This window comes from Micromonospora sp. NPDC048169 (genome assembly GCF_040652815.1).
In the GTDB taxonomy this organism is placed as follows: domain Bacteria; phylum Actinomycetota; class Actinomycetes; order Mycobacteriales; family Micromonosporaceae; genus Micromonospora.
This window is the reverse complement of the sequence record NZ_JBEZMS010000032.1, coordinates 43990-61687: the sequence shown is the minus strand read 5'-3', so window position 1 is coordinate 61687 and position 17698 is coordinate 43990. Positions and strand designations below refer to the sequence as shown.

The 17698-nt window shown below is 72.7% G+C and carries 15 protein-coding genes; 6 read left to right on the top strand and 9 right to left on the bottom strand.

The annotated features are described in order from the left end of the window. The first annotated feature begins 371 nt into the window (after window positions 1–371). A complete protein-coding gene (locus tag AB0D28_RS23510; protein ID WP_357388975.1) occupies window positions 372–806 on the top strand; it encodes a hypothetical protein in 435 nt (144 codons plus the stop codon). Here AB0D28_RS23510 and AB0D28_RS23505 read toward each other — a convergent pair. Further along, window positions 769–1779, bottom strand: a complete 1011-nt coding sequence (locus AB0D28_RS23505; RefSeq protein WP_357388973.1) for a DUF389 domain-containing protein — start codon at window positions 1777–1779, stop codon at window positions 769–771. The two genes, AB0D28_RS23510 and AB0D28_RS23505, sit on opposite strands and share 38 nt — an antisense overlap. Window positions 1780–1992: 213 nt before the next feature. On the opposite strand from AB0D28_RS23505, the gene AB0D28_RS23500 reads away from it, so the two are divergent. From AB0D28_RS23500 to AB0D28_RS23490, 3 genes are read left to right on the top strand one after another with little or no spacing between them, the layout of a single operon-like run. Further along, complete coding sequence (locus tag AB0D28_RS23500) at window positions 1993–3123, top strand: aminotransferase class I/II-fold pyridoxal phosphate-dependent enzyme (protein ID WP_013474757.1); 1131 nt, start codon at window positions 1993–1995, stop codon at window positions 3121–3123. After that, window positions 3120–4328, top strand: coding sequence for a glycosyltransferase family 4 protein (locus AB0D28_RS23495; RefSeq protein WP_357388971.1), 1209 nt, complete (start codon window positions 3120–3122; stop codon window positions 4326–4328). Before AB0D28_RS23500 ends, AB0D28_RS23495 begins: the two co-directional genes overlap by 4 nt. After that, entirely contained in the window at window positions 4328–5545 is a 1218-nt protein-coding gene (locus AB0D28_RS23490) for a glycosyltransferase (protein ID WP_357388969.1), read from the top strand. The genes AB0D28_RS23495 and AB0D28_RS23490 overlap by 1 nt, the downstream gene beginning before the upstream one ends. A 78-nt stretch (window positions 5546–5623) precedes the next feature. Here the strand turns inward: AB0D28_RS23490 and AB0D28_RS23485 are convergent, their stop codons facing one another. From AB0D28_RS23485 to AB0D28_RS23460, 6 genes are all read right to left on the bottom strand, one after another. Then, window positions 5624–6961 carry a glycosyltransferase gene (locus tag AB0D28_RS23485; RefSeq protein ID WP_357388967.1) on the bottom strand — a complete coding sequence of 446 codons (1338 nt, stop codon included), beginning with the start codon at window positions 6959–6961 and terminating at the stop codon, window positions 5624–5626. 53 nt (window positions 6962–7014) lie between these two features. Further along, window positions 7015–8313, bottom strand: coding sequence for an oligosaccharide flippase family protein (locus tag AB0D28_RS23480; RefSeq protein WP_357388965.1), 1299 nt, complete (start codon window positions 8311–8313; stop codon window positions 7015–7017). A gap of 20 nt (window positions 8314–8333) precedes the next feature. Continuing rightward, a complete protein-coding gene (locus AB0D28_RS23475) occupies window positions 8334–9623 on the bottom strand; it encodes an O-antigen ligase family protein (protein WP_357388981.1) in 1290 nt (429 codons plus the stop codon). 90 nt (window positions 9624–9713) lie between these two features. Beyond that, a complete protein-coding gene (locus tag AB0D28_RS23470; RefSeq protein ID WP_357388963.1) occupies window positions 9714–10721 on the bottom strand; it encodes an SDR family NAD(P)-dependent oxidoreductase in 1008 nt (335 codons plus the stop codon). A gap of 49 nt (window positions 10722–10770) precedes the next feature. Beyond that, the gene (locus AB0D28_RS23465) at window positions 10771–11667 is read right to left on the bottom strand and encodes an NAD(P)-dependent oxidoreductase (RefSeq protein WP_120570687.1); all 897 of its coding nucleotides are present in this window, start codon (window positions 11665–11667) and stop codon (window positions 10771–10773) included. Then, entirely contained in the window at window positions 11664–12392 is a 729-nt protein-coding gene (locus AB0D28_RS23460; RefSeq protein ID WP_357388961.1) for a sugar phosphate nucleotidyltransferase, read from the bottom strand. The genes AB0D28_RS23465 and AB0D28_RS23460 overlap by 4 nt, the downstream gene beginning before the upstream one ends. A gap of 149 nt (window positions 12393–12541) precedes the next feature. On the opposite strand from AB0D28_RS23460, the gene AB0D28_RS23455 reads away from it, so the two are divergent. Further along, entirely contained in the window at window positions 12542–13471 is a 930-nt protein-coding gene (locus AB0D28_RS23455) for an NAD(+)/NADH kinase (protein WP_357388959.1), read from the top strand. Window positions 13472–13477: 6 nt separating this feature from the next. On the opposite strand, the gene pgm is transcribed toward AB0D28_RS23455, so the two are convergent. Together pgm and glgC are read right to left on the bottom strand one after the other, a co-directional pair. Next, on the bottom strand, window positions 13478–15121 hold the full coding sequence (pgm, locus tag AB0D28_RS23450; protein ID WP_357388957.1) for a phosphoglucomutase (alpha-D-glucose-1,6-bisphosphate-dependent): 1644 nt from the start codon (window positions 15119–15121) through the stop codon (window positions 13478–13480). A gap of 33 nt (window positions 15122–15154) precedes the next feature. Continuing rightward, window positions 15155–16387: a glucose-1-phosphate adenylyltransferase gene (gene glgC / locus AB0D28_RS23445; protein ID WP_194800913.1), complete on the bottom strand. Its 1233-nt coding sequence runs from the start codon at window positions 16385–16387 to the stop codon at window positions 15155–15157. 94 nt (window positions 16388–16481) lie between these two features. Between glgC and glgA the strand changes: the two genes are divergently transcribed. Continuing rightward, window positions 16482–17675 (top strand): glycogen synthase, encoded by a 1194-nt coding sequence (gene glgA / locus AB0D28_RS23440; protein ID WP_357388955.1) that lies wholly within the window; start codon window positions 16482–16484, stop codon window positions 17673–17675. The last annotated feature ends 23 nt before the right edge of the window (window positions 17676–17698 follow it).

Sequence of the window (17698 nt, the reverse complement as noted above, 5' to 3'; positions counted from 1 at the left end):
AGCAGGGCGGGCAACGCGGCGGCGGTCAGCGCGGCGGCTCCGGCGGCGGGAAGGGCGGCGCGGCGCGCGGCGCCCAGCAGCAACGGTCGGGCCGCGGTGGCGGCGGTCCCGCTCCGGTCAACGACGCCATGGCGGAGGCGCTGCGCCGCGCCGGGCTGGCCTGACACGTTCGGCTGCCCTGCCGGGCTGAGGTCACGAAAGACTCAGCCCGGCAGTGCCCTTCGGCAACCGCGACGCGCCGGTTCGCGAAGCTGACACGCGGCAGGGCGGGACGACTGGCGCGAGGGAGCGGCCAGGGGTGTCTCGGTCCGCGCCGGCCTGGAGGCCGCCGTCGTCGCCGGGCAGCCCGGGTTCCGCGTACCCTCGCCGTCGTGGGGGCCGAGGAGGACGAGCGGTGGCGGGAGCGGCGACGCCACGCGGTGCGGGCGCACGCGGCGGCCGCTGACCGGGAACGCGCGGCGGAGCAGGCGGAGGCCGCGGATCTCGTGGCCCGGTTCGCCGCCGAGGCGCTGCGGCGAGGGTTGCGTGCGGACCGGCTGACCGCTACCGGCCATGACGGGCGCGGGCGCTACCGTACGCGGATCACCGGCTGGTACGTGGACCGGGCGCACAGCCGCGCTGTGGACACCGAGGGGCGCTTCTACCTGCTCACCGTGCCGCCGGGTCTGCGAGCACGGCTGCTCGGGGCCGACCCGCGGCCCAGCGCGCCGCCGCTCGTGGTCGGCCGGGGCGGCCGCGACGGCGAGTCGGTGCCGCTGGCGGCGTTGCTCAGCCGCCGTCTCGACGCGGGCGACGACTGGCGCTGACCGGGCCGGGTCGCTGATCGGCCCGCTGCCGCGGCACGGCGTGCGCGGCCCGCCGGGCGACGTGCCGCCACCAGCACAACTGGACCACCAGCGTGAGTAGTCCGGCGAGCACGATAGCGGCCAGGTTGATCACCAGTTGGAGGGCGGAGCCGGCCGCCTCGTGCCACACGCCGTACGCGGACGCGACAGCCACGTTTGCCGCCGCCGGCACGGTGGTCACCGAGATCAGCACGCCAACGAGCGACCCGGACTTCTTCGAGGTCAGCGACAACATGCCGGCAACGCCTGCGAGCAGGCCCACCACCCATGACAACGCGTCCGGGCGCCAGATGAAGTCGGTCATCGGCCGTTCCGCCAACAGCATGTCCCGGCCGACCAGGCCGGCCGCGGTGAGCGCCCAGGTGCTCAGCACCGTGGCCGCCATGGCGACGACGAAGCCGACGGTCAGCGCCTGCACCGAGCGGCCGACCACGCGCGGCTGCCGCCGTAGCAGCGCCACGCAGAGCGCGGCGAGCGGCCCGAACTCGGGGCCGACCACCATCGCGCCGACGATCAGGATGGGCTGGTCGAGCAGCACACCGATTCCGGCGATCATGGTGGCCACCACGATCAGGGCGAGGAACGTGCCGGTGAGCACCGTCTGCTCGCCGGTCTTCGCGGCGATCTCGTCCCAGACCACGGCGTCCTCGCCGTGCCCGGGCGCCTCCTCGGCGGCCCGGTCGGCCGCCTCGGACAGGGTCAGCTCCACGTCGTCGGCGGCGATCGCGCCGTGCGCCTCGACGCCGAGTTCCTGGAGCCGGCTCAGCACACCGTCGGCGCTCTCCCGGACGACGTCGCAGGTGACGTAGTCACCGGCGGGCTGGCGGGCAGCGCCGGGCAGCACCACGAGGTGGGTGACGCCGGGATCGGCGGCCAGCAGTTCCACGACCGCTGACGACTGTTCGCTCGGCGCGATCACCCTCAGGTGCAGCACTCGGGGCTCCTGGATCGTCGATTCCTGGCAGGGCCGCCGAACTCTACTCGGTACCAGGGGCACGTGTTGCGACCCGACGCCGCCGCGCGGCACGATCGTGTGCTTTTCGGCATGAACCCGGCGTACGCCATCACTCCTCGACTGGTCGACCGTTTTACCGTCCGTGACCCTTCGCTGCCACGACCGTGATCCCGCTGCGGGGACGGAGGCTCGATGACCGGCCGGATCTACCTGTCCCCGCCCGATGTCGGGCCCCTGGAAGAGTCCTACGTCCTCCGCGCGATCCGCTCGGGCTGGGTGGCGCCGCTCGGGCCCGAGGTGGAGGCGTTCGAGCGGGAGGTGGCGGAACGTGTCGGGGCGAAGCACGCGCTGGCCCTCAACTCCGGCACGTCCGCGCTGCACCTCGCCCTCCTCGTCCTGGGGGCCGGGCCGGGAAGCGTGGTGGTGGCACCGACGATGACGTTCGCGGCCACCGCCAACGCCGCTGTCTACACCGGCGCCGAGCCGGTCTTCGTCGACTGCGACCCGGCGACCGGGAACATGGACGTGAGCGCGCTCGCCGAGATGCTCGACATGCTGACCCGGGCCGGCGAGAAGGTCGCTGCGGTCCTGGTCGCGGACATGTTCGGCACGTGCGCCGACTACGACGAGCTGCTGCCGGTGTGCGAGGCGGCAGGCGCGCCGGTGGTCGAGGACGCCGCGCAGGCGCTGGGTGCCACCTACCGCGGACGCCCGGCCGCCACCTTCGGACGGCTCAACGCGCTGTCGTTCAACGGCAACAAGATCATCACCACGTCCGGCGGAGGGATGCTGCTCTCCGACGACGAGGCGTTGCTCGCCCGCTGCCGGCACCTGGCCACTCAGGCGCGCGAGCCCGTGCCGCACTACGAGCACGTCGACGTGGGCTACAACTACCGGCTCAGCAACCTGCTCGCGGCCCTGGGCCGGGCGCAGCTGCACCGGCTGGACGGGATGATGCGCCGCCGCCGGCTGCTGCGCGAGCGCTACGCCAAGCTGTTCTCCGGCGTGCCCGGGGTACGTCTGCTCGGCGACGGGGACGAGGGCTCGAACTGCTGGCTGACCAGCATCGTGGTCGACCCCGAGCGGACCGGGTGGTCGGCTGCGGAACTCGGGGCGCACCTGGCCGCGCGGGACATCGAGACCCGGCACGTGTGGAAGCCGATGCACCGCCAGCCGGTGTTCGCCGGGTGCCGGGCGGTCGTAACGGGCGCCTCGGACCGCCTGTTCGCCCAAGGGCTCACCCTGCCCAGCGGCTCCGCCCTGGACGACGACCGCCTGGCGCGGGTCGTCGGCGCGGTCGAGCAGTTCCTGGACGCCCGGTGACGGCCGGCGCGGACATGCGCCCACTGCGGGTCGTAGTCCTGCTGAAGACCGACCAGGGCGGACTCTGGATCGTCCCGCAGGTGGAGGAACTCCGCCGCCGTGGCCACGAGGTCGTGGCGGTCCTGCCGCGCCGGACCGGGCGACTGACCGAGGAGCTGCGGCGGCGAGGTGTCGAGGTGCACGACTCGCCGTTCGACTTCCGCTTCCGGCCGCGCCCGTCGACGCTGCGGGACCTGTGGCGGCTCCGCCGCCTGATCAGCCGGCTCCGTCCGGACGTGCTGAAGTACCACCTCTACGCGTCCGCGCTCGCCGCCCGCTTCGCGAGCCTGCGCCTGCCGCTGCGCCGGGTGCACATGGTGGCCGGGCCGCTGTACCTGGAGTCTCCGCTGATCAAAATCGTCGAGCGGGTGTTGTGGCGGCTCGACGACGTCACCATCTGCGGCACCGGCCACACCTCGGGCCTCTACGGCGCGCTCGGGTGTCCCGCGCCCCGGCGACCGGTCGTCACCTACGGCGCCCGGGCCGCGCACTTCGCCGACCTGGCCGGCTCAGCCGACCGGCGGGAGGTGCGGGCCAAGGCGCGCGCCGAACTCGGCATCGAGGAGGACGCGTTCGTCGCCATCATGGTCGCCTACGTCTATCCGCCCCGGAGGCTGGTTCACCAGGGCCGAGGCATCAAGGGTCACGACGTGCTGCTGGCGGCCTGGCGGGAGTTCCGCGCCGACCACCCGGACGCCCGGCTGCTCCTGGTGGGCGCCGGTTTCTCGGCGGCCGGAGAGGCGCACCGGCGCGAGTTGATCCAGCGCTTCGAGGTCGATCGCGACCCGAGCGTGACGTGGCTGACGTCGGTGTCGGACGTGCGCGACTGCTACCGCGCCGCCGACGTGAGCGTCAGTCCCTCCCTGTCCGAGGGACACGGCGCCGCCTGTGAGGCGGGCGCCACCGGGGTGCCCAGCATCGTCAGCGACGCCGGCGGTCTGCCCGAGACCGTCGACGAGACGACCGGCTGGGTGGTGCCACGCAACGACGTGGCAGCGCTGGTCGCCGGACTGCGGCAGGCCTACGACGAGTTCACCGACGGCCGGCTCCGGCTGCGGGGTGAGCGGGCCCAGCGGTTCGCGCTGCGGCACTTCGACAACACGCTTGCCGCCGGCGATGTCGCCGACGTGGTGGAGGCCGCCTGCCGGACCGGCGGGAGAGCCTGATGCGGGTCGTGGTGACATCGGAGTCGCGCTTCAGCCGGACTCCGGACGGCGCGGTCTGGGTCGAAGCAGGCCCGGACAACGCGATCTGGCGACGGTACCTGGTCGCCTTCGACAACGTACGCGTCGCCGCCCGGGTGCGGGACGTCGCGCAGCGACCGGCGGCCGCGGCCCGGGCCGACGGGGACGGCGTCGACGTCTGGGCGTTGCCGTACTACGTCGGGCCTCGGGGTTACCTGCTGGGACGGCGGGCGATCGCCGCAGCGGTGTCGGCGGCGGCGGAACCCCGGGACGCCGTGGTGCTCCGGGTGCCCTCGCCGATCGGCTCACTGCTGGCTCGGGCACGCGACCGGGCCCGCCTTCCGTACGCGCTCGAAGTGATCGGGGATCCGTACGACGTGCTAGCCCCGGGGGTGGTCCGGCATCCGCTGCGGCCGCTGCTGCGCACGCTGTCCACCCGGACGCTGCGCCGGCAGTGCCGCGAGGCCGCCGCCGTGGCGTACGAGACGGAACGGCGCCTGCAACTCCGCTACCCCGCGTTGCCGACCACGCCCACGGCCGGCATCTCCAGCGTCGACCTGCCACCGGCGGCGTTCGTGCCGCAGGCCCGGCCGGTCCGGCAGCTTCCGCCAGTAGCGACACTGGTGTCGGTCGGCTCGCTCGAACAGCTCTACAAGGGAATCGACACGCTCATCTCCGCGCTGACGCTGATGCCCGCCGACGGGCCCCGGGCCCGGCTCGTGCATGTCGGCGTGGGCACCTACCGTCCCCATCTGGAGCAGTTGGCCGCCCGATCGGGAGTGGCCGACCGGGTGAGCTTCACCGGCCCGCTACCCGACGCCGACGCGGTCCGCCGCCAACTGGACTCGGCGGACCTGTTCGTGATGCCGTCGCGTACCGAGGGCCTGCCCCGGGCGCTCATCGAGGCGATGGCCAGGGCACTGCCGGCGGTCGGTTCGACCGCCGGCGGCATTCCGGAGCTGCTCGAACCGGACTGCCTGGTGCCGCCCGACGACCCGGCCGCACTCGCCTCCACAGTGACCGCGATACTGGCCGACCCGGACCGGCTCGCGGCAGCCTCGGCCCGCAACCTCCGCCGGTCCCGTGACTTCTCCGCCGAGACGCTCGACGCCCGCCGGGCGTCGTTCTACCGGGCCGTCGCCGAGACCGCCGCCGGCCGGGTGGGCCGAGCACCGGTTTCCCTTCCGTCCGCACGCTGACATCCCGCCGCACGCTGACATGCCGCGCACCGGACGGCACACGCATCAACCGCTGCGGGCGCCGTCCGTCGGGACCGCTCAGGTGACGGGACGCCGGACGCCCCCTCGCGCGGCGTCCCGGAGGATGTCGAGGTAGCGGCCGAGCTGATCCTCACGGAACAGCCCGTCGAGCGCAGCGGCCGGGACTGCCGGCACCCGTCCGGTACGTTCCTTCACGGCGAGCCACTCCCGCAACCGGGCTGCGATCGCGGCCGGGTCGTTCGCCACGACCCCCGCGCTCCGTTCGCGCAGCAGGCGTGCGGCCACGCCGTGCTCGTAACCGAGCAGGAGGACGGGGCGGCGGGCCTGGAGGTAGTCGAAGATCTTGCCGGTCACCGTGCCGGCGTCTCGCGGATCGTTCCACATGAGCAGGACGAGCGCGTCCGCGTCCGCCTGGATCCGCCACGACTTCTCCGGCGAGACCTGGCCGAGAAGGGTGACGGAGTCGGTCACGCCGGCCCGTTCAGCGGCGGCGCGGGTGATGCCGTGGTCCTCCCCCGCGAAGATCAGGTGCACCTTCGCTGCGTCCGCTCCGAGCAGGGCGATCGCGTCGATCAGCGGGCTCGGATCACGCTTTCCCGGATAGATGTAGCCGGTGTGTGCGAGCGTCAGTGTGGTAGCCGACGCCTCGACGCCGACCGAGGTCGCGAAGGACTCCATCGGTACGGGCCGGCGGTCGATGCCGTTCATCACCACGTGCGTCTGCACCCCGAAGGTGCGGTGGATCGTCTCGGCCAGCGGCTCCGAGACCGTCACGCACGCCGCCACGCTCCGCAGCACGCGCCGCTCCAGCCTCTTGTCGACCGCTCGACGCAGTGCGGAGCGCACCCAGTACTCGTTGCCGACAGACCACAGGTCCCGGTAGTCAGCGACCCATGGCACCCGGAACCGCCGGGCGAGTGCGGCAGCCACGACGAATCCGGAGAAGGGCGGGCCGGACACCAGGATGACGTCCGGGCGCCATCCGGCGGCGCCCCGGTCGAAGTTCTGTACCGGTGGCCGGATCCAGTTGAGCTGTGGATCCGGCAGCAACAGTTCCATGCCGGCCTTGACCAGGAGTCGATCGGCACCGGAGCGGATCCAGCCGAGCCGGGACGGCGGTGGGGCGGCGCCGTCCGGCACCGGCTCTCCCGCACTCCGGCCGGGCCGGCGGAGCCGCGGCGACGGCGCGATCCGGATCAGGTGCTCCTCGGGCACCGGGACGGGCGCGCCGCCCTGGTCCGCCCCGACTGCGGTCAACACCCGGACGTCCCACCCGTGCTGCTTCGCGAACGCCGCGAGGGCCGCGGGCCGCCGTGCGCCGACTGTCTCCGCCGGCGGGAAGTGATAAGAGACGATCAGCAGGCGCGGTGCCGGCTCCGGATAAGCGTTCCTCATGAAGGGATAAACGATTTCTTTCCGTACAGGACGTGACGGAGAACGTGAATGCCTCAGCTCTGCGGCACGAGTTCCGGCGCGGGACGAGCACGGCCGACGTCCCGGCCGGCCGCCGTCACGACCCGCAGCGACATCAGCCACCCGACGCCGTATGCCAGCGCGCCAGACACCCCGAACACCCAGACCGCGGTCAGCGGTGACCCGCCCGCGAGCGCCACCACCGAGACGGCTCCCGCCACCACCGCGACACGGCCCGCGTCCCAGGCGAGTTGCAGAGCTTGGCGTTCGAACACGACGAGCGTCTGCGACAGCGGCGAGACGACGAGCTGAGCCGCCATGAAGACGGCCAGGGCCTGGGCGTAGGCGCCGCTGCTGTGCCACTGCGGACCGAAGACCAGGCTGAAGGCCGCCGGCGCGCCGACCAGCACGAGCAGTGCGCCGGGACCCGCGATCAGGGCCAGTCTCCGGCTGGCGTCGAGGAACACGCGCCGACCGCGCCGGGGCTGTTCCCTGGCGATCCGGGCGATCTCCCCCAGGTAGACCTGGGCCACCGCGGACGCCACCAGGGCGGCGGGCATGGCGATCACCCGCTGGGTAAGTCCCAACCAGCCCGCCACCGTGGAACCGTAGTAGTAGGCGATGAGCAGCACCGGTAACTGCGTGCCGAGAACGTTGAGCAGACCGGACGGAGCCAGGAGAAGCGGGAAGCGCCGGTACCGACGTGCCACCGCCGGCAGGCGTGACGTCCGCCGGCCGGCCCCGGCGACCGCGCCGCGCCGGCGGGCGTCCCGGAGCAGGACCGCGGCGGCCGCGACCTGACCGAACCCGAAGCCGAGCGCCAGACCGCCGGGACGAAGCCCTGCCCCACCGGTCACGATCTGGGTGACCACCACCGACAGAGGCTGGAAGAGGTTGCGCCGGCCGATCGCCCCGTACCGCCGATGCCGCACCGCGAACTGGTTGAGCACGAGGACGACACCCATCGCGGCGGCGGAGGGCGGCACCACCCAGAGCCAGTGAGCCAGCTCGGGCTGACCGAACCAGCGGGCCACCCGGTCCCCCGCCAGCAGGACGACGAGCGAACCCAGTACCGCCGTGCCGGCGGCCGCGACGAGACCGAGCCGCACCAGCGCACGGGCGTCCTCCTCGCGCTCGGGCAGCGGAACGGCCATCTCGAACCGGAGCGCGGCAACCGTGCCCACCGTGACCACGAGCGCGGCGACCACTGCGAGGACGCCGAAGTCGGCTGGGCGATAGAGCCTCGTCAGCAGCGGAACCGCCGCCAGCGCCAGCAGCTGGCCGCCGGCCGATCCGGCGGCGATGCCGAGCACTCCGCGTCGGCCGCTGGACATGGCTAGCCGCGCCCGCCACCTCACCCAGCGACCCCCCGGCCGGACGGCGTACGGACTCGCCTGGCGCGGGCCCGTACGCCGGCGGGCAGCGTCGCGCCGGCCAGCACGAGCACGCCGAGCGCCAGCGCGGCGAAGAGCGGACGGCCGGCGTTCACGTCTCCGGAGGTCGACACCGCGACCACGTTGAACGCCAGTACGGCCAGCACGAACCCGGCGACCGGGTCGCGTCTGGACGCGCGCCACAGCCCCGCCGCCACGACCACCGTGGCCAGGATGAAGGCTCCGCCCACCAGCCAGCCCGCCTCGGCCGGCAGTTCCAGCCACAGGTTGTGCGGATAGTTGTGGATCAACATGCCGGAGTAGTCGCCCCAGTTGCCGTAGCCGACACCACCGGGATGCTCGGCGATCATCGGCACGCTGACCTCGCGCATCTCCGCGCGGGCGGTGTCGAACAGCTCCTCGCTCGGGTCGGTCAGGAGCGCGTAGACCCGGGGCGGCAGGATCGACGGCAGCGCGACGACGGCGGCCACCAGAGCGCCCATCAGACCCACGCCGACCCACTCGCGCTGGCCCCGCCGGATCTTCAGACGGAACCCGGCCAGCACCAGGACGAAGAGGGCTACCACGGTGGCCAGGAGCGGTCCCCGGGAGCCGGTCGCCAGGAGACCGAGGCCGAGGAGCACGGCCAGGCCCGCCGCCCACCAGGCCGCCACCCGCTTCTGCAGGTAGAGCCAGGTGAGCGCGACGAACGCGCCGCCGATGGCCCGGGCCAGCCAGATCGGATTGGAGCCGAAGCCGTCGGCCCGGCCGTCCTGCGGATCGCCGTTGAGCGTGGCGATCGCGAGCACGACCCCCGACAACACGAACACGGCGGCGAACATCTCGACATCGCGTCGCCCGCGCAGCACCGCCACCGCCAGCGTGGCGAACACGGTCAACGTCACGAGCAGCAGGAACTTCTGCCGGCCGTAGTCCGTCTCAGGGGGGTGCAGGATCCCCGGCGCCGCGAGGACGCCGAAGATCACGAGGGTCCAGAAGATCATGGTCCGGGCACGCGTGGCCGGACGGAGGATCTCGTGCAGGAGCAACGGCACCGCGAGCACCACTGCGGCGATCAGGAACCCGCGGCCGACCAGACGCGGGAACTGGTCGAAGTTGAGCAGCAGCACCACGGCGGTGGCGCGCAGCACCGCCGAGACGAGACCATTCGTGCGCCACGCCGGCGTCTCCACCCCGACGAGCCCACCGGGGCTGCCGGGGCCGCGGACCGTGCCGATCGCCGACGACCGGCGGCTGTCCTGCATCACCATCACGTTCAAGCCTCCTGCGGCACCGGCCGTCCGGCCGGCGAGGTGGAGAAGTGGGCGACGAAGGGCCGCCCCACAAGCGTGCGGAAACCGTCACACCGCTCGATCGGAGCGGTAGCGCACGAGGTTGGCCGGATCGAGGAACCACTCGACCGTCGCCTTCAGACCCTCGTCGATGCTGGTGGCCGGCTGCCATCCGGTCCGCGATCGGAGCAGGCCGGCGTCGCCGAGCAGGCGTTCCACCTCGGATTCCGCGGGACGGAGCCGGGACTCGGTGACCACCACCTCCGGCTGGACGCCGAACATCGCAGCGATCTTGCGGACCAGGTCACCGACCGAGGTCTCCCGGCCGGTCGCTGCCTGGAACACACCGCCCACGACCGCGTCGTCCGGCGCCGTGCCCACGGCTTGGAAGGCCGCTACGGTGTCCGTCACGTAGAGCAGGTCGCGGGTGGTACGCAGCGCGCCGAGCCGGACCGCCCCGCCACCCTTCGCCAGCTGGCTGATGATGGTGGGGATGACCGCCCTGGTGGACTGGCGGGGGCCGTACGTGTTGAACGGGCGGAGCGTGACCACCGGGAGGCCGAAACTGAGGTGGTAGCTCTCGGCCAGCTTGTCCGCGCCGATCTTCGAGGCCGAGTACGGCGACTGACCGCGCAGCCGGTGCTGCTCGGTCATCGGGACGGTGGTGGCGGTCCCGTACACCTCGCTCGTGGATGTGACCACCACCCGGCCCACTCCGGCCGTCCGCGCGCTCTCCAGCACGTTGAGCGTGCCGGTGATGTTCGTGTCCACGTAGGACTGGGGAGCGAGGTACGAGTACGGGATGCCGCCAAGCGCGGCGAGGTGGTAGACGGTGGAGGCGCCGTCGACGAGCCGCTGCACCATCCCCCGGTCGCGGATGTCGCCCGCGACGACCTTGACGCCGGCCAGTTGGTCCGGGCCGAACGTGTCCAGCCAGCCGTGCGACCCGGCGCCGTTGTAGTGCACCAGGGCACGTACCCGGTGGCCTGCGGCGGCGAGCGCCTCGACCAGGTGGGATCCGATGAAGCCACCGGCTCCGGTCACCACCACCGGGCCGCCGGTCGAGTCTGCCGTCATGGTTCGCTCCTCCTCTTCACCGGTCCGGGCAGAACCGGCACCGGTCGGGTCAACGAGCCGGTGTCGCCGCTAAAGCCGTCTGGCTCCACAGCGCACCGACCGAGTCGGACAGGTCGTGTTCGGGGGCCCACCCCAGGACCGAGGCCGCCCGGCCGACGTCGGCGCATGTCCAGCTCACGTCGCCGGAGCGGGGAGACGGTGGGCGGTCCTCCCGGATGCGGACCGAGCGGCCGGACACCGACACCAGCAGCTGGACCGCATCGCGTACCGGCACCGCCCGGCCGCTCCCCACGTTGAGGACACGGGCCCGCGGCGCGGTGACAGTCACCGCCCGCCCGACCGCGGCGGCCACGTCCCGCACGTCAACGAAGTCCCGGTACGCGTCCAGCGGGCCGGTACGCAGGTCCTCGCCGGCCGTGAGGTGGGACAGCAGGGCGGCCACCCGGCCGAGCAGTGTCGTGCGGGGCATGCCGGGACCGACGGGGTTGAACACACGGAGCGCTACCGCGTCCACCCGGCCGGCCGCTGCCGCCAGCTCCATGAGCCGGGTCGCCGCCGCCTGGCTCACGCCGTAGGCACTGACCGGCGTCACGGGACGGTCCTCGGCAGCCGGGGCGCCGGACGGGACCGGACCGTACTCGGCGGCGGAGCCGAGACGGACCAGCCGCGCGCCGGGCACGGTGTCGGCGACCGCGTCCACGAGCTTGGCGGTTGTCAGCGTGTTCGCCCGGATCAGATCCTCGGCCGAGCCGCTCACCGCTCCGGCGCAACTGACCACAGCGTCCGGCCGCAGCGTGCCGAGCAACGCCCGCAGCGCCTCCGGCGTCGCGGCGACCAGGTCGCACTCATCGCGTGACGGGCACACCAGGTCCGCCGTGGCGTTCAGTTCCCGGCGTACGTGAGCGCCGATGAAGCCGGAGGCGCCGAAGAGGAGGACACGCATCATGCCCCGGCCGGGGTGCCGGCGGGCAGCAGCAGGTCCCGGAGCTCGCCGAAGCACCGATTGGCCTCGTCGTAGTCCTCGGGGCGGCCGATGTCCAGCCAGTAGCCGTCGAACTCGTAGCCGGCCGGTGGTGCGCCCCGGCCCAGCAGGTCCAGCACCAGTTGGTCGAACCCGAACGGCTGCCCCACTTGGTAGTGGGCGATGGTGCTGCGGGAGAGCCCGTAGACGCCCATGCTCACCCGATAGTGCAGGACCGGCTTCTCGGAGAACGACGTGATCTTGTCGCCGGCCAGCTCCAGGACACCGAAATCGATCTTGACGGTACGCCGGTAGGTGGCCACCGTCAGCGGCGCGCCCGAGCGCGCGTGGGTGCCCAGCAGGTCCGCGTAGTCGAGGTCGGTGAGCACGTCGCCGTTCATCACCAGGAAGTGCTCGGGCAGGCGGTCCCGGATGCCGAAGAGCGGGCCGATCGTCGACAGCGGCCGCTCCTCCTCGACGTAGTCGACGGTCAGCCCGAACCGGGAGCCGTCGCCGACGAACGCCCGGATCAGGGCGCCCAGGTGATTGATCGCCAGTGTGACGTGGGTGAAGCCGCGGTCGGCGAGCTGCCGCAGGACGATCTCGAGGATCGCGTAGCTCTCACCGATGGGCACGAGCGGCTTGGGCAGCGTGGAGGTGTATGGACGCAGCCGCACGCCCGCGCCGCCCGCCATGATCACGACATGCATCGACTCTCCACTCGTCCCCCCGCCCTACCTCGCGTCCAACGAGCCGGACCGGCACGGGGGTACGGAAATCACCTGTTCGGGGCACTGTCCCGGCTTCACGGCTCCTGGTAAGCCCGGCGGGCGGCACGCCACTGTGGTGAGCTGTAGCGGTGGCGGGCGATGTGCTGGGGCTGGTGCTGCACCCCACCCGGGACGTCTCCGAGGTGGTCGGGACCATCGCGGACTGGGCCGCCCGGCACCGGATCACCCTGGCGGTACGCGCCGAGGACCGGGCGCGCCTACCCGCCTCGGTAGAGGCGGTCGCCGCGGACGAACTGGCCGACCGCTGCGCCGCGCTGATCAGCATCGGCGGCGACGGGACCATGCTGGGCGCGCTGCGGATGGCCGTCCGCGACCCGAAGCCGGTGCTCGGCGTGCACCTGGGCCGGCTCGGCTTCCTGGTCGAGGTGGAGCCGCCGGACCTGCCCCGGGCGCTGGAACGGCTGGTGGAACACGACTTCACCATCGAGTCGCACGCCTGCCTGGCCTGCGACGTCTGCGGCGACGACGTGGTGGCGTTCAACGACATCGCCCTGGTCCGGCAGCCCGGCGCCGGCTTCGTCACGGCCACCCTGGCGGTGGACGGCCAGCGATACGGCTACTACCGGTGCGACGCGCTGGTGGTGAGCACGCCGACCGGCTCGACCGCGTACAGCTACGCCGCGGGCGGGCCGCTGATCTCACCGGCCACCGAGGCGATGGTGGTGACACCGTCCGCGCCGATGGCCGGGATCTCCCGCTCGGTGCTGCTCTCCGCGCACGAGACGGTGCACCTGGAGCTGCGCGCGGACTCGGCGCCGGTGGCGGTGGAGATGGACGGGCTGCTGATCCGGCAGGCGGCGACGGAGGGTTCGGTGCACATCCGGTACGTCAAGGACGCCGGCCGGGTGGTCCGCCTCGACCCGCGCCGCTACCAGGAGCGCAACCAGCTCAAGCTGAGCCTGCTGGACCTGCCGCTGCTGCCGGACCAGTTGCGGGAGCTGTTGCCGGACGGGCTGCGGGAGCAGCTCAACCGCCGGGAGCTGCCCCCGCCCCGCTGAGCCGGGTCAGGTGGTGGCGAGCACGCCGTCGACCAGCGCCTTGGCCTCCTCCTGGATCCGGGCCAGGTGCTCCGGGCCCTGGAACGACTCGGCGTAGATCTTGTAGACGTCCTCGGTGCCGGACGGGCGGGCGGCGAACCAGCCCGACTCGGTGGTCACCTTGAGGCCGCCGATCGCCGCGCCGTTGCCGGGCGCGGTGGTGAGGATCGCGGTGATCGGCTCACCGGCCAGCTCGGTGGCGGTGACCTGCTCCGGCGACAGCTTCGCCAGGACGGCCTTCTGCGTCCGGTCGGCCGGGGCGTCGATGCGGGCGTACGCGGGCGCGCCGAAGCGGTCGGCCAGCTCGGCCCAGTGCTCACTCGGCGTACGGCCGGTGGTGGCGATGATCTCGGCGGCGAGCAGGCAGAGCAGGATGCCGTCCTTGTCGGTGGTCCAGGTGCCGCCGTCGCGGCGCAGGAACGACGCCCCGGCGCTCTCCTCGCCGCCGAAGCCGACGGTGCCGTCGAGCAGGCCGGGCACGAACCACTTGAACCCGACCGGCACCTCCAGCAGCGGGCGGCCGAGGTCGGCCGCGACCCGGTCGATCATCGAGGAGGAGACGAGCGTCTTGCCCACCGCCGCGGCCGGGCCCCACTGCTCCCGGGTACGGAACAGGTGGCCGATCGCCACGGCCAGGTAGTGGTTGGGGTTCATCAGGCCGCCGTCGGGCGTGACGATGCCGTGCCGGTCGGCGTCGGCGTCGTTGCCGGTGGAGACCGCGTAGTCGTCCCGGGCGGCGATCAGTGAGGCCATCGCATTCGGCGAGGAGCAGTCCATCCGGATCTTGCCGTCGCCGTCGAGCGTCATGAACCGCCAGGTCGGGTCCACGAGCGGGTTGATCACGGTGAGGTCGAGGCGGTGCCGTTCGGCGATCTCGCCCCAGTACGCCACGCTCGCCCCGCCCATCGGGTCCGCGCCGATGCGCACCCCGGCGTCGCGGATGGCGTCGATGTCCAGCGCGGCGGGCAGATCGTCGACGTACCGGGCGAGGAAGTCGTACTCCCCGGTGGTCGCGGCGGCGCGCGCCCGCGCGTACGGGATGCGTTTCACCTCCTTGAGCCCGGCGGCGAGGATCGCGTTCGCGCGGTCCTGGATCCACTTCGTGGCGTCGGTGTCGGCGGGCCCGCCGTGGGTGGGGTTGTACTTGAACCCGCCGTCGGACGGCGGGTTGTGCGACGGGGTGATGACGATGCCGTCGGCGAGGCCGCTGGTGCGCCCCCGGTTGTGGGTGAGGATGGCGTGCGAGACCGCGGGCGTCGGGGTGTAGCCGTCGCGGCTGTCGCGCAGCACCGTCACGTCGTTGGCGGCGAGCACCTCCAGCGCGTCGGCCTCGGCGGGCGCGGAGAGCGCGTGGGTGTCCCGGCCGAGGAACAGCGGCCCGGAAAGGCCCTGCTCGCGCCGGTAGTCGCAGAGCGCCTGGGTGACGGCGAGGATGTGGTCGGAGTTGAAGGCGTTGCGCAGGCTGGATCCGCGGTGCCCGGAGGTGCCGAAGGAGACCTGCTGCGCCGGGTCGTCCGGGTCCGGGTGCTCGGCGTAGTAGGCGGTGACCAGCCGGGGCACGTCGACCAGGTCGTCGGGCTGTGCGGGCTGGCCGGCACGGGGGTGGGCCACTGCGGGATCCTCCTCGGGATGCGGCGGGAATGCTCAGGGCTCGACGCGCTGGCCCTTGCCGATGACGACGATGCCGTTGTCGGACACGGTGTAGCGCTGGCGGTCCTTCTCCAGGTCGACGCCGATCTCGGCGCCCTCCGGGACGTGGACGTTCTTGTCCAGGATCGCGCGCCGGACGACCGCGTGCCGGCCGATCTGGACACCCTCCATCAGCACGGCGCCGTCGACGTGCGCCCAGGAGTGCACCTTCACCTTCGGCGCCACGATCGAGTTCTCCACCAGCGAGCCGGAGATCACCGAGCCGGGCGAGACCATCGAGCTGACCGCGCGGCCCACCCGCTCGCCCCAGGCGTGCACGAACTTGGCCGGCGGGTACGGCGGCTGCTCGGTGTAGATGGGCCACTCGAAGTTGTAGAGGTTGAACACCGGGTGCACGTTGATCAGGTCCATGTGCGCGTCGTAGAACGAGTCGAGCGTTCCCACGTCCCGCCAGTAGCCGCGGTCGCGGTCGGTGCTGCCGGGCACCTCGTTGTCCTTGAAGTCGTAGACGTTCGCCTCACCGCGCTCGACGAGCATCGGGATGATGCTGCCGCCCATGTCGTGCTTGCTCGTCTTGTCCGCCGCGTCGCGCTCGACCGCCTCGCACAGCGCCCGGGTGGTGAACACGTAGTTGCCCATCGAGGCGTAGATCTCGTCCGGCGCGTCGGGCAGCCCGACCGCGTCGGTGGGCTTCTCCCGGAACGCGCGGATGCGCTTGCCGTCCTCGCCGACCTCGATCACGCCGAACTGGTCGGCGGTCGACAGCGGCTGCCGGATGCCGGCCACCGTGACCCCGGCGCCGGAGGCGATGTGGTCCTCGACCATCTGCCGGGGGTCCATCCGGTAGATGTGGTCGGCACCGAAGACGATCACGTAGTCGGGCTGCTCGTCGTTGATCAGGTTGAAGCTCTGGTAGATCGCGTCGGCCGAGCCGGCGAACCACCACGGGCCGCGGCGCTGCTGCGCGGGCACCGGCGTGACGTAGTTGCCCAGCAGCGTCGACATCCGCCAGGTCTTGGTGATGTGGCGGTCCAGCGAGTGGGACTTGTACTGGGTCAGCACGACGATCTTGAGGAAGCCGGCGTTCGCCAGATTCGACAGGACGAAGTCGACCATGCGGTACATCCCGCCGAAGGGGACGGCGGGCTTCGCCCGGTCGGTGGTCAGGGGCATCAGGCGCTTGCCCTCCCCGCCGGCCAGGACGATCGCGAGCACCTTGGCAGCCATGCCCAGACGCTAACCACCCCGAACCGACTTCACCACTCGGACGCCCACACTTGCGCACCCGGTGCGACGTGGCGCTCTGCACTAGGGTGCGGGCATGGCACCGATGCGCGTCGACCTGCTCACCCGCGAGTACCCGCCGGAGGTCTACGGCGGCGCCGGGGTGCACGTGGAATACCTCGCCCGTGAGCTGCGCCGGCTCACCGACGTGCGGGTGCACTGCTTCGGCGCGCCCCGCGACGAGAAGGGCGTCACCGCGTACGCCGAGCCGGCCCCGCTCGCCGGCGCGAACGCCGCGCTGCGGGTCATGGGCGTCGACCTGGAGATGGCCGCCGGGACCGCCGGCACCGACGTGGTGCACAGCCACACCTGGTACGCCAACCTGGCCGGGCACACCGCGAAGCTGCTGCACGGGGTGCCGCACGTGGTGACCGCGCACAGCCTGGAGCCGCTGCGCCCGTGGAAGGCCGAGCAGCTCGGCGGCGGGTACGCGCTCTCCTCCTGGTGCGAGCGGACCGCGTTCGAGGCGGCCGACGCGATCATCGCGGTGAGCGCGGGCATGCGCCGCGACGTGCTCACCGCCTACCCGGCGGTGAACCCCGACCGGGTACGCGTGGTCTACAACGGCATCGACACCGCGCAGTACGCCCCGGACCCGGGCACCGACGTGCTCGACCGGCTCGGCATCGACCCGGCGAGGCCCAGCGTGGTCTACGTCGGGCGGATCACCCGGCAGAAGGGCCTGCCGTACCTGCTGCGCGCGGCCCGGGAGCTGCCCGCCGACACCCAGCTCGTGCTGCTGGCCGGCGCGCCGGACACCCCGGAGATCGCCGCCGAGGTGGAGGGTCTCGTGGCGGAGCTGCGGGCCACCCGGTCCGGGGTGATCTGGGTGGCGGCGATGCTGCCCAAGCACGAGGTGATCCAGGTGCTCACCCACGCCACGGTCTTCGCCTGCCCGTCCGTGTACGAGCCGATGGGCATCGTCAACCTGGAGGCGATGGCCTGCGAGACGGCTGTGGTGGCGACCGCCACCGGCGGCATCCCCGAGGTGGTGGCCGACGGCGAGACCGGGCTGCTGGTGCCGATCGAGCAGGCCGGCGACGGCTCCGGCACCCCGCTGGACCCGGAGCGTTTCGTGGCCGACCTGGCCGCGCGGATCAACGAGCTGCTGGCCGACCCGGACCGGATCGCGGCGTTCGGGGCGGCGGGGCGGCGGCGCGCGGTGGAGCACTTCTCCTGGGACGCGATCGCCCGGCAGACGCTGGAGGTCTACCGCTCGGTGGGGGTGTAAGGAAGGGCCCCTTCTTAACGCCT

Excerpts from the sequence above, each read along its gene's own strand:
- AB0D28_RS23500 (WP_013474757.1), top strand. The coding sequence starts at position 1,993 with ATGACCGGCCGGATCTACCTGTCCCCGCCCGATGTCGGGCCCCTGGAA.
- AB0D28_RS23490 (WP_357388969.1), top strand. The coding sequence starts at position 4,328 with ATGCGGGTCGTGGTGACATCGGAGTCGCGCTTCAGCCGGACTCCGGAC.
- AB0D28_RS23485 (WP_357388967.1), bottom strand. The coding sequence starts at position 6,961 with ATGAGGAACGCTTATCCGGAGCCGGCACCGCGCCTGCTGATCGTCTCT.
- AB0D28_RS23480 (WP_357388965.1), bottom strand. The coding sequence starts at position 8,313 with ATGTCCAGCGGCCGACGCGGAGTGCTCGGCATCGCCGCCGGATCGGCC.
- AB0D28_RS23475 (WP_357388981.1), bottom strand. The coding sequence starts at position 9,623 with ATGGTGATGCAGGACAGCCGCCGGTCGTCGGCGATCGGCACGGTCCGC.
- AB0D28_RS23470 (WP_357388963.1), bottom strand. The coding sequence starts at position 10,721 with ATGACGGCAGACTCGACCGGCGGCCCGGTGGTGGTGACCGGAGCCGGT.
- AB0D28_RS23465 (WP_120570687.1), bottom strand. The coding sequence starts at position 11,667 with ATGATGCGTGTCCTCCTCTTCGGCGCCTCCGGCTTCATCGGCGCTCAC.
- AB0D28_RS23460 (WP_357388961.1), bottom strand. The coding sequence starts at position 12,392 with ATGCATGTCGTGATCATGGCGGGCGGCGCGGGCGTGCGGCTGCGTCCA.
- glgC (WP_194800913.1), bottom strand. The coding sequence starts at position 16,387 with ATGGCTGCCAAGGTGCTCGCGATCGTCCTGGCCGGCGGGGAGGGCAAG.
- glgA (WP_357388955.1), top strand. The coding sequence starts at position 16,482 with ATGGCACCGATGCGCGTCGACCTGCTCACCCGCGAGTACCCGCCGGAG.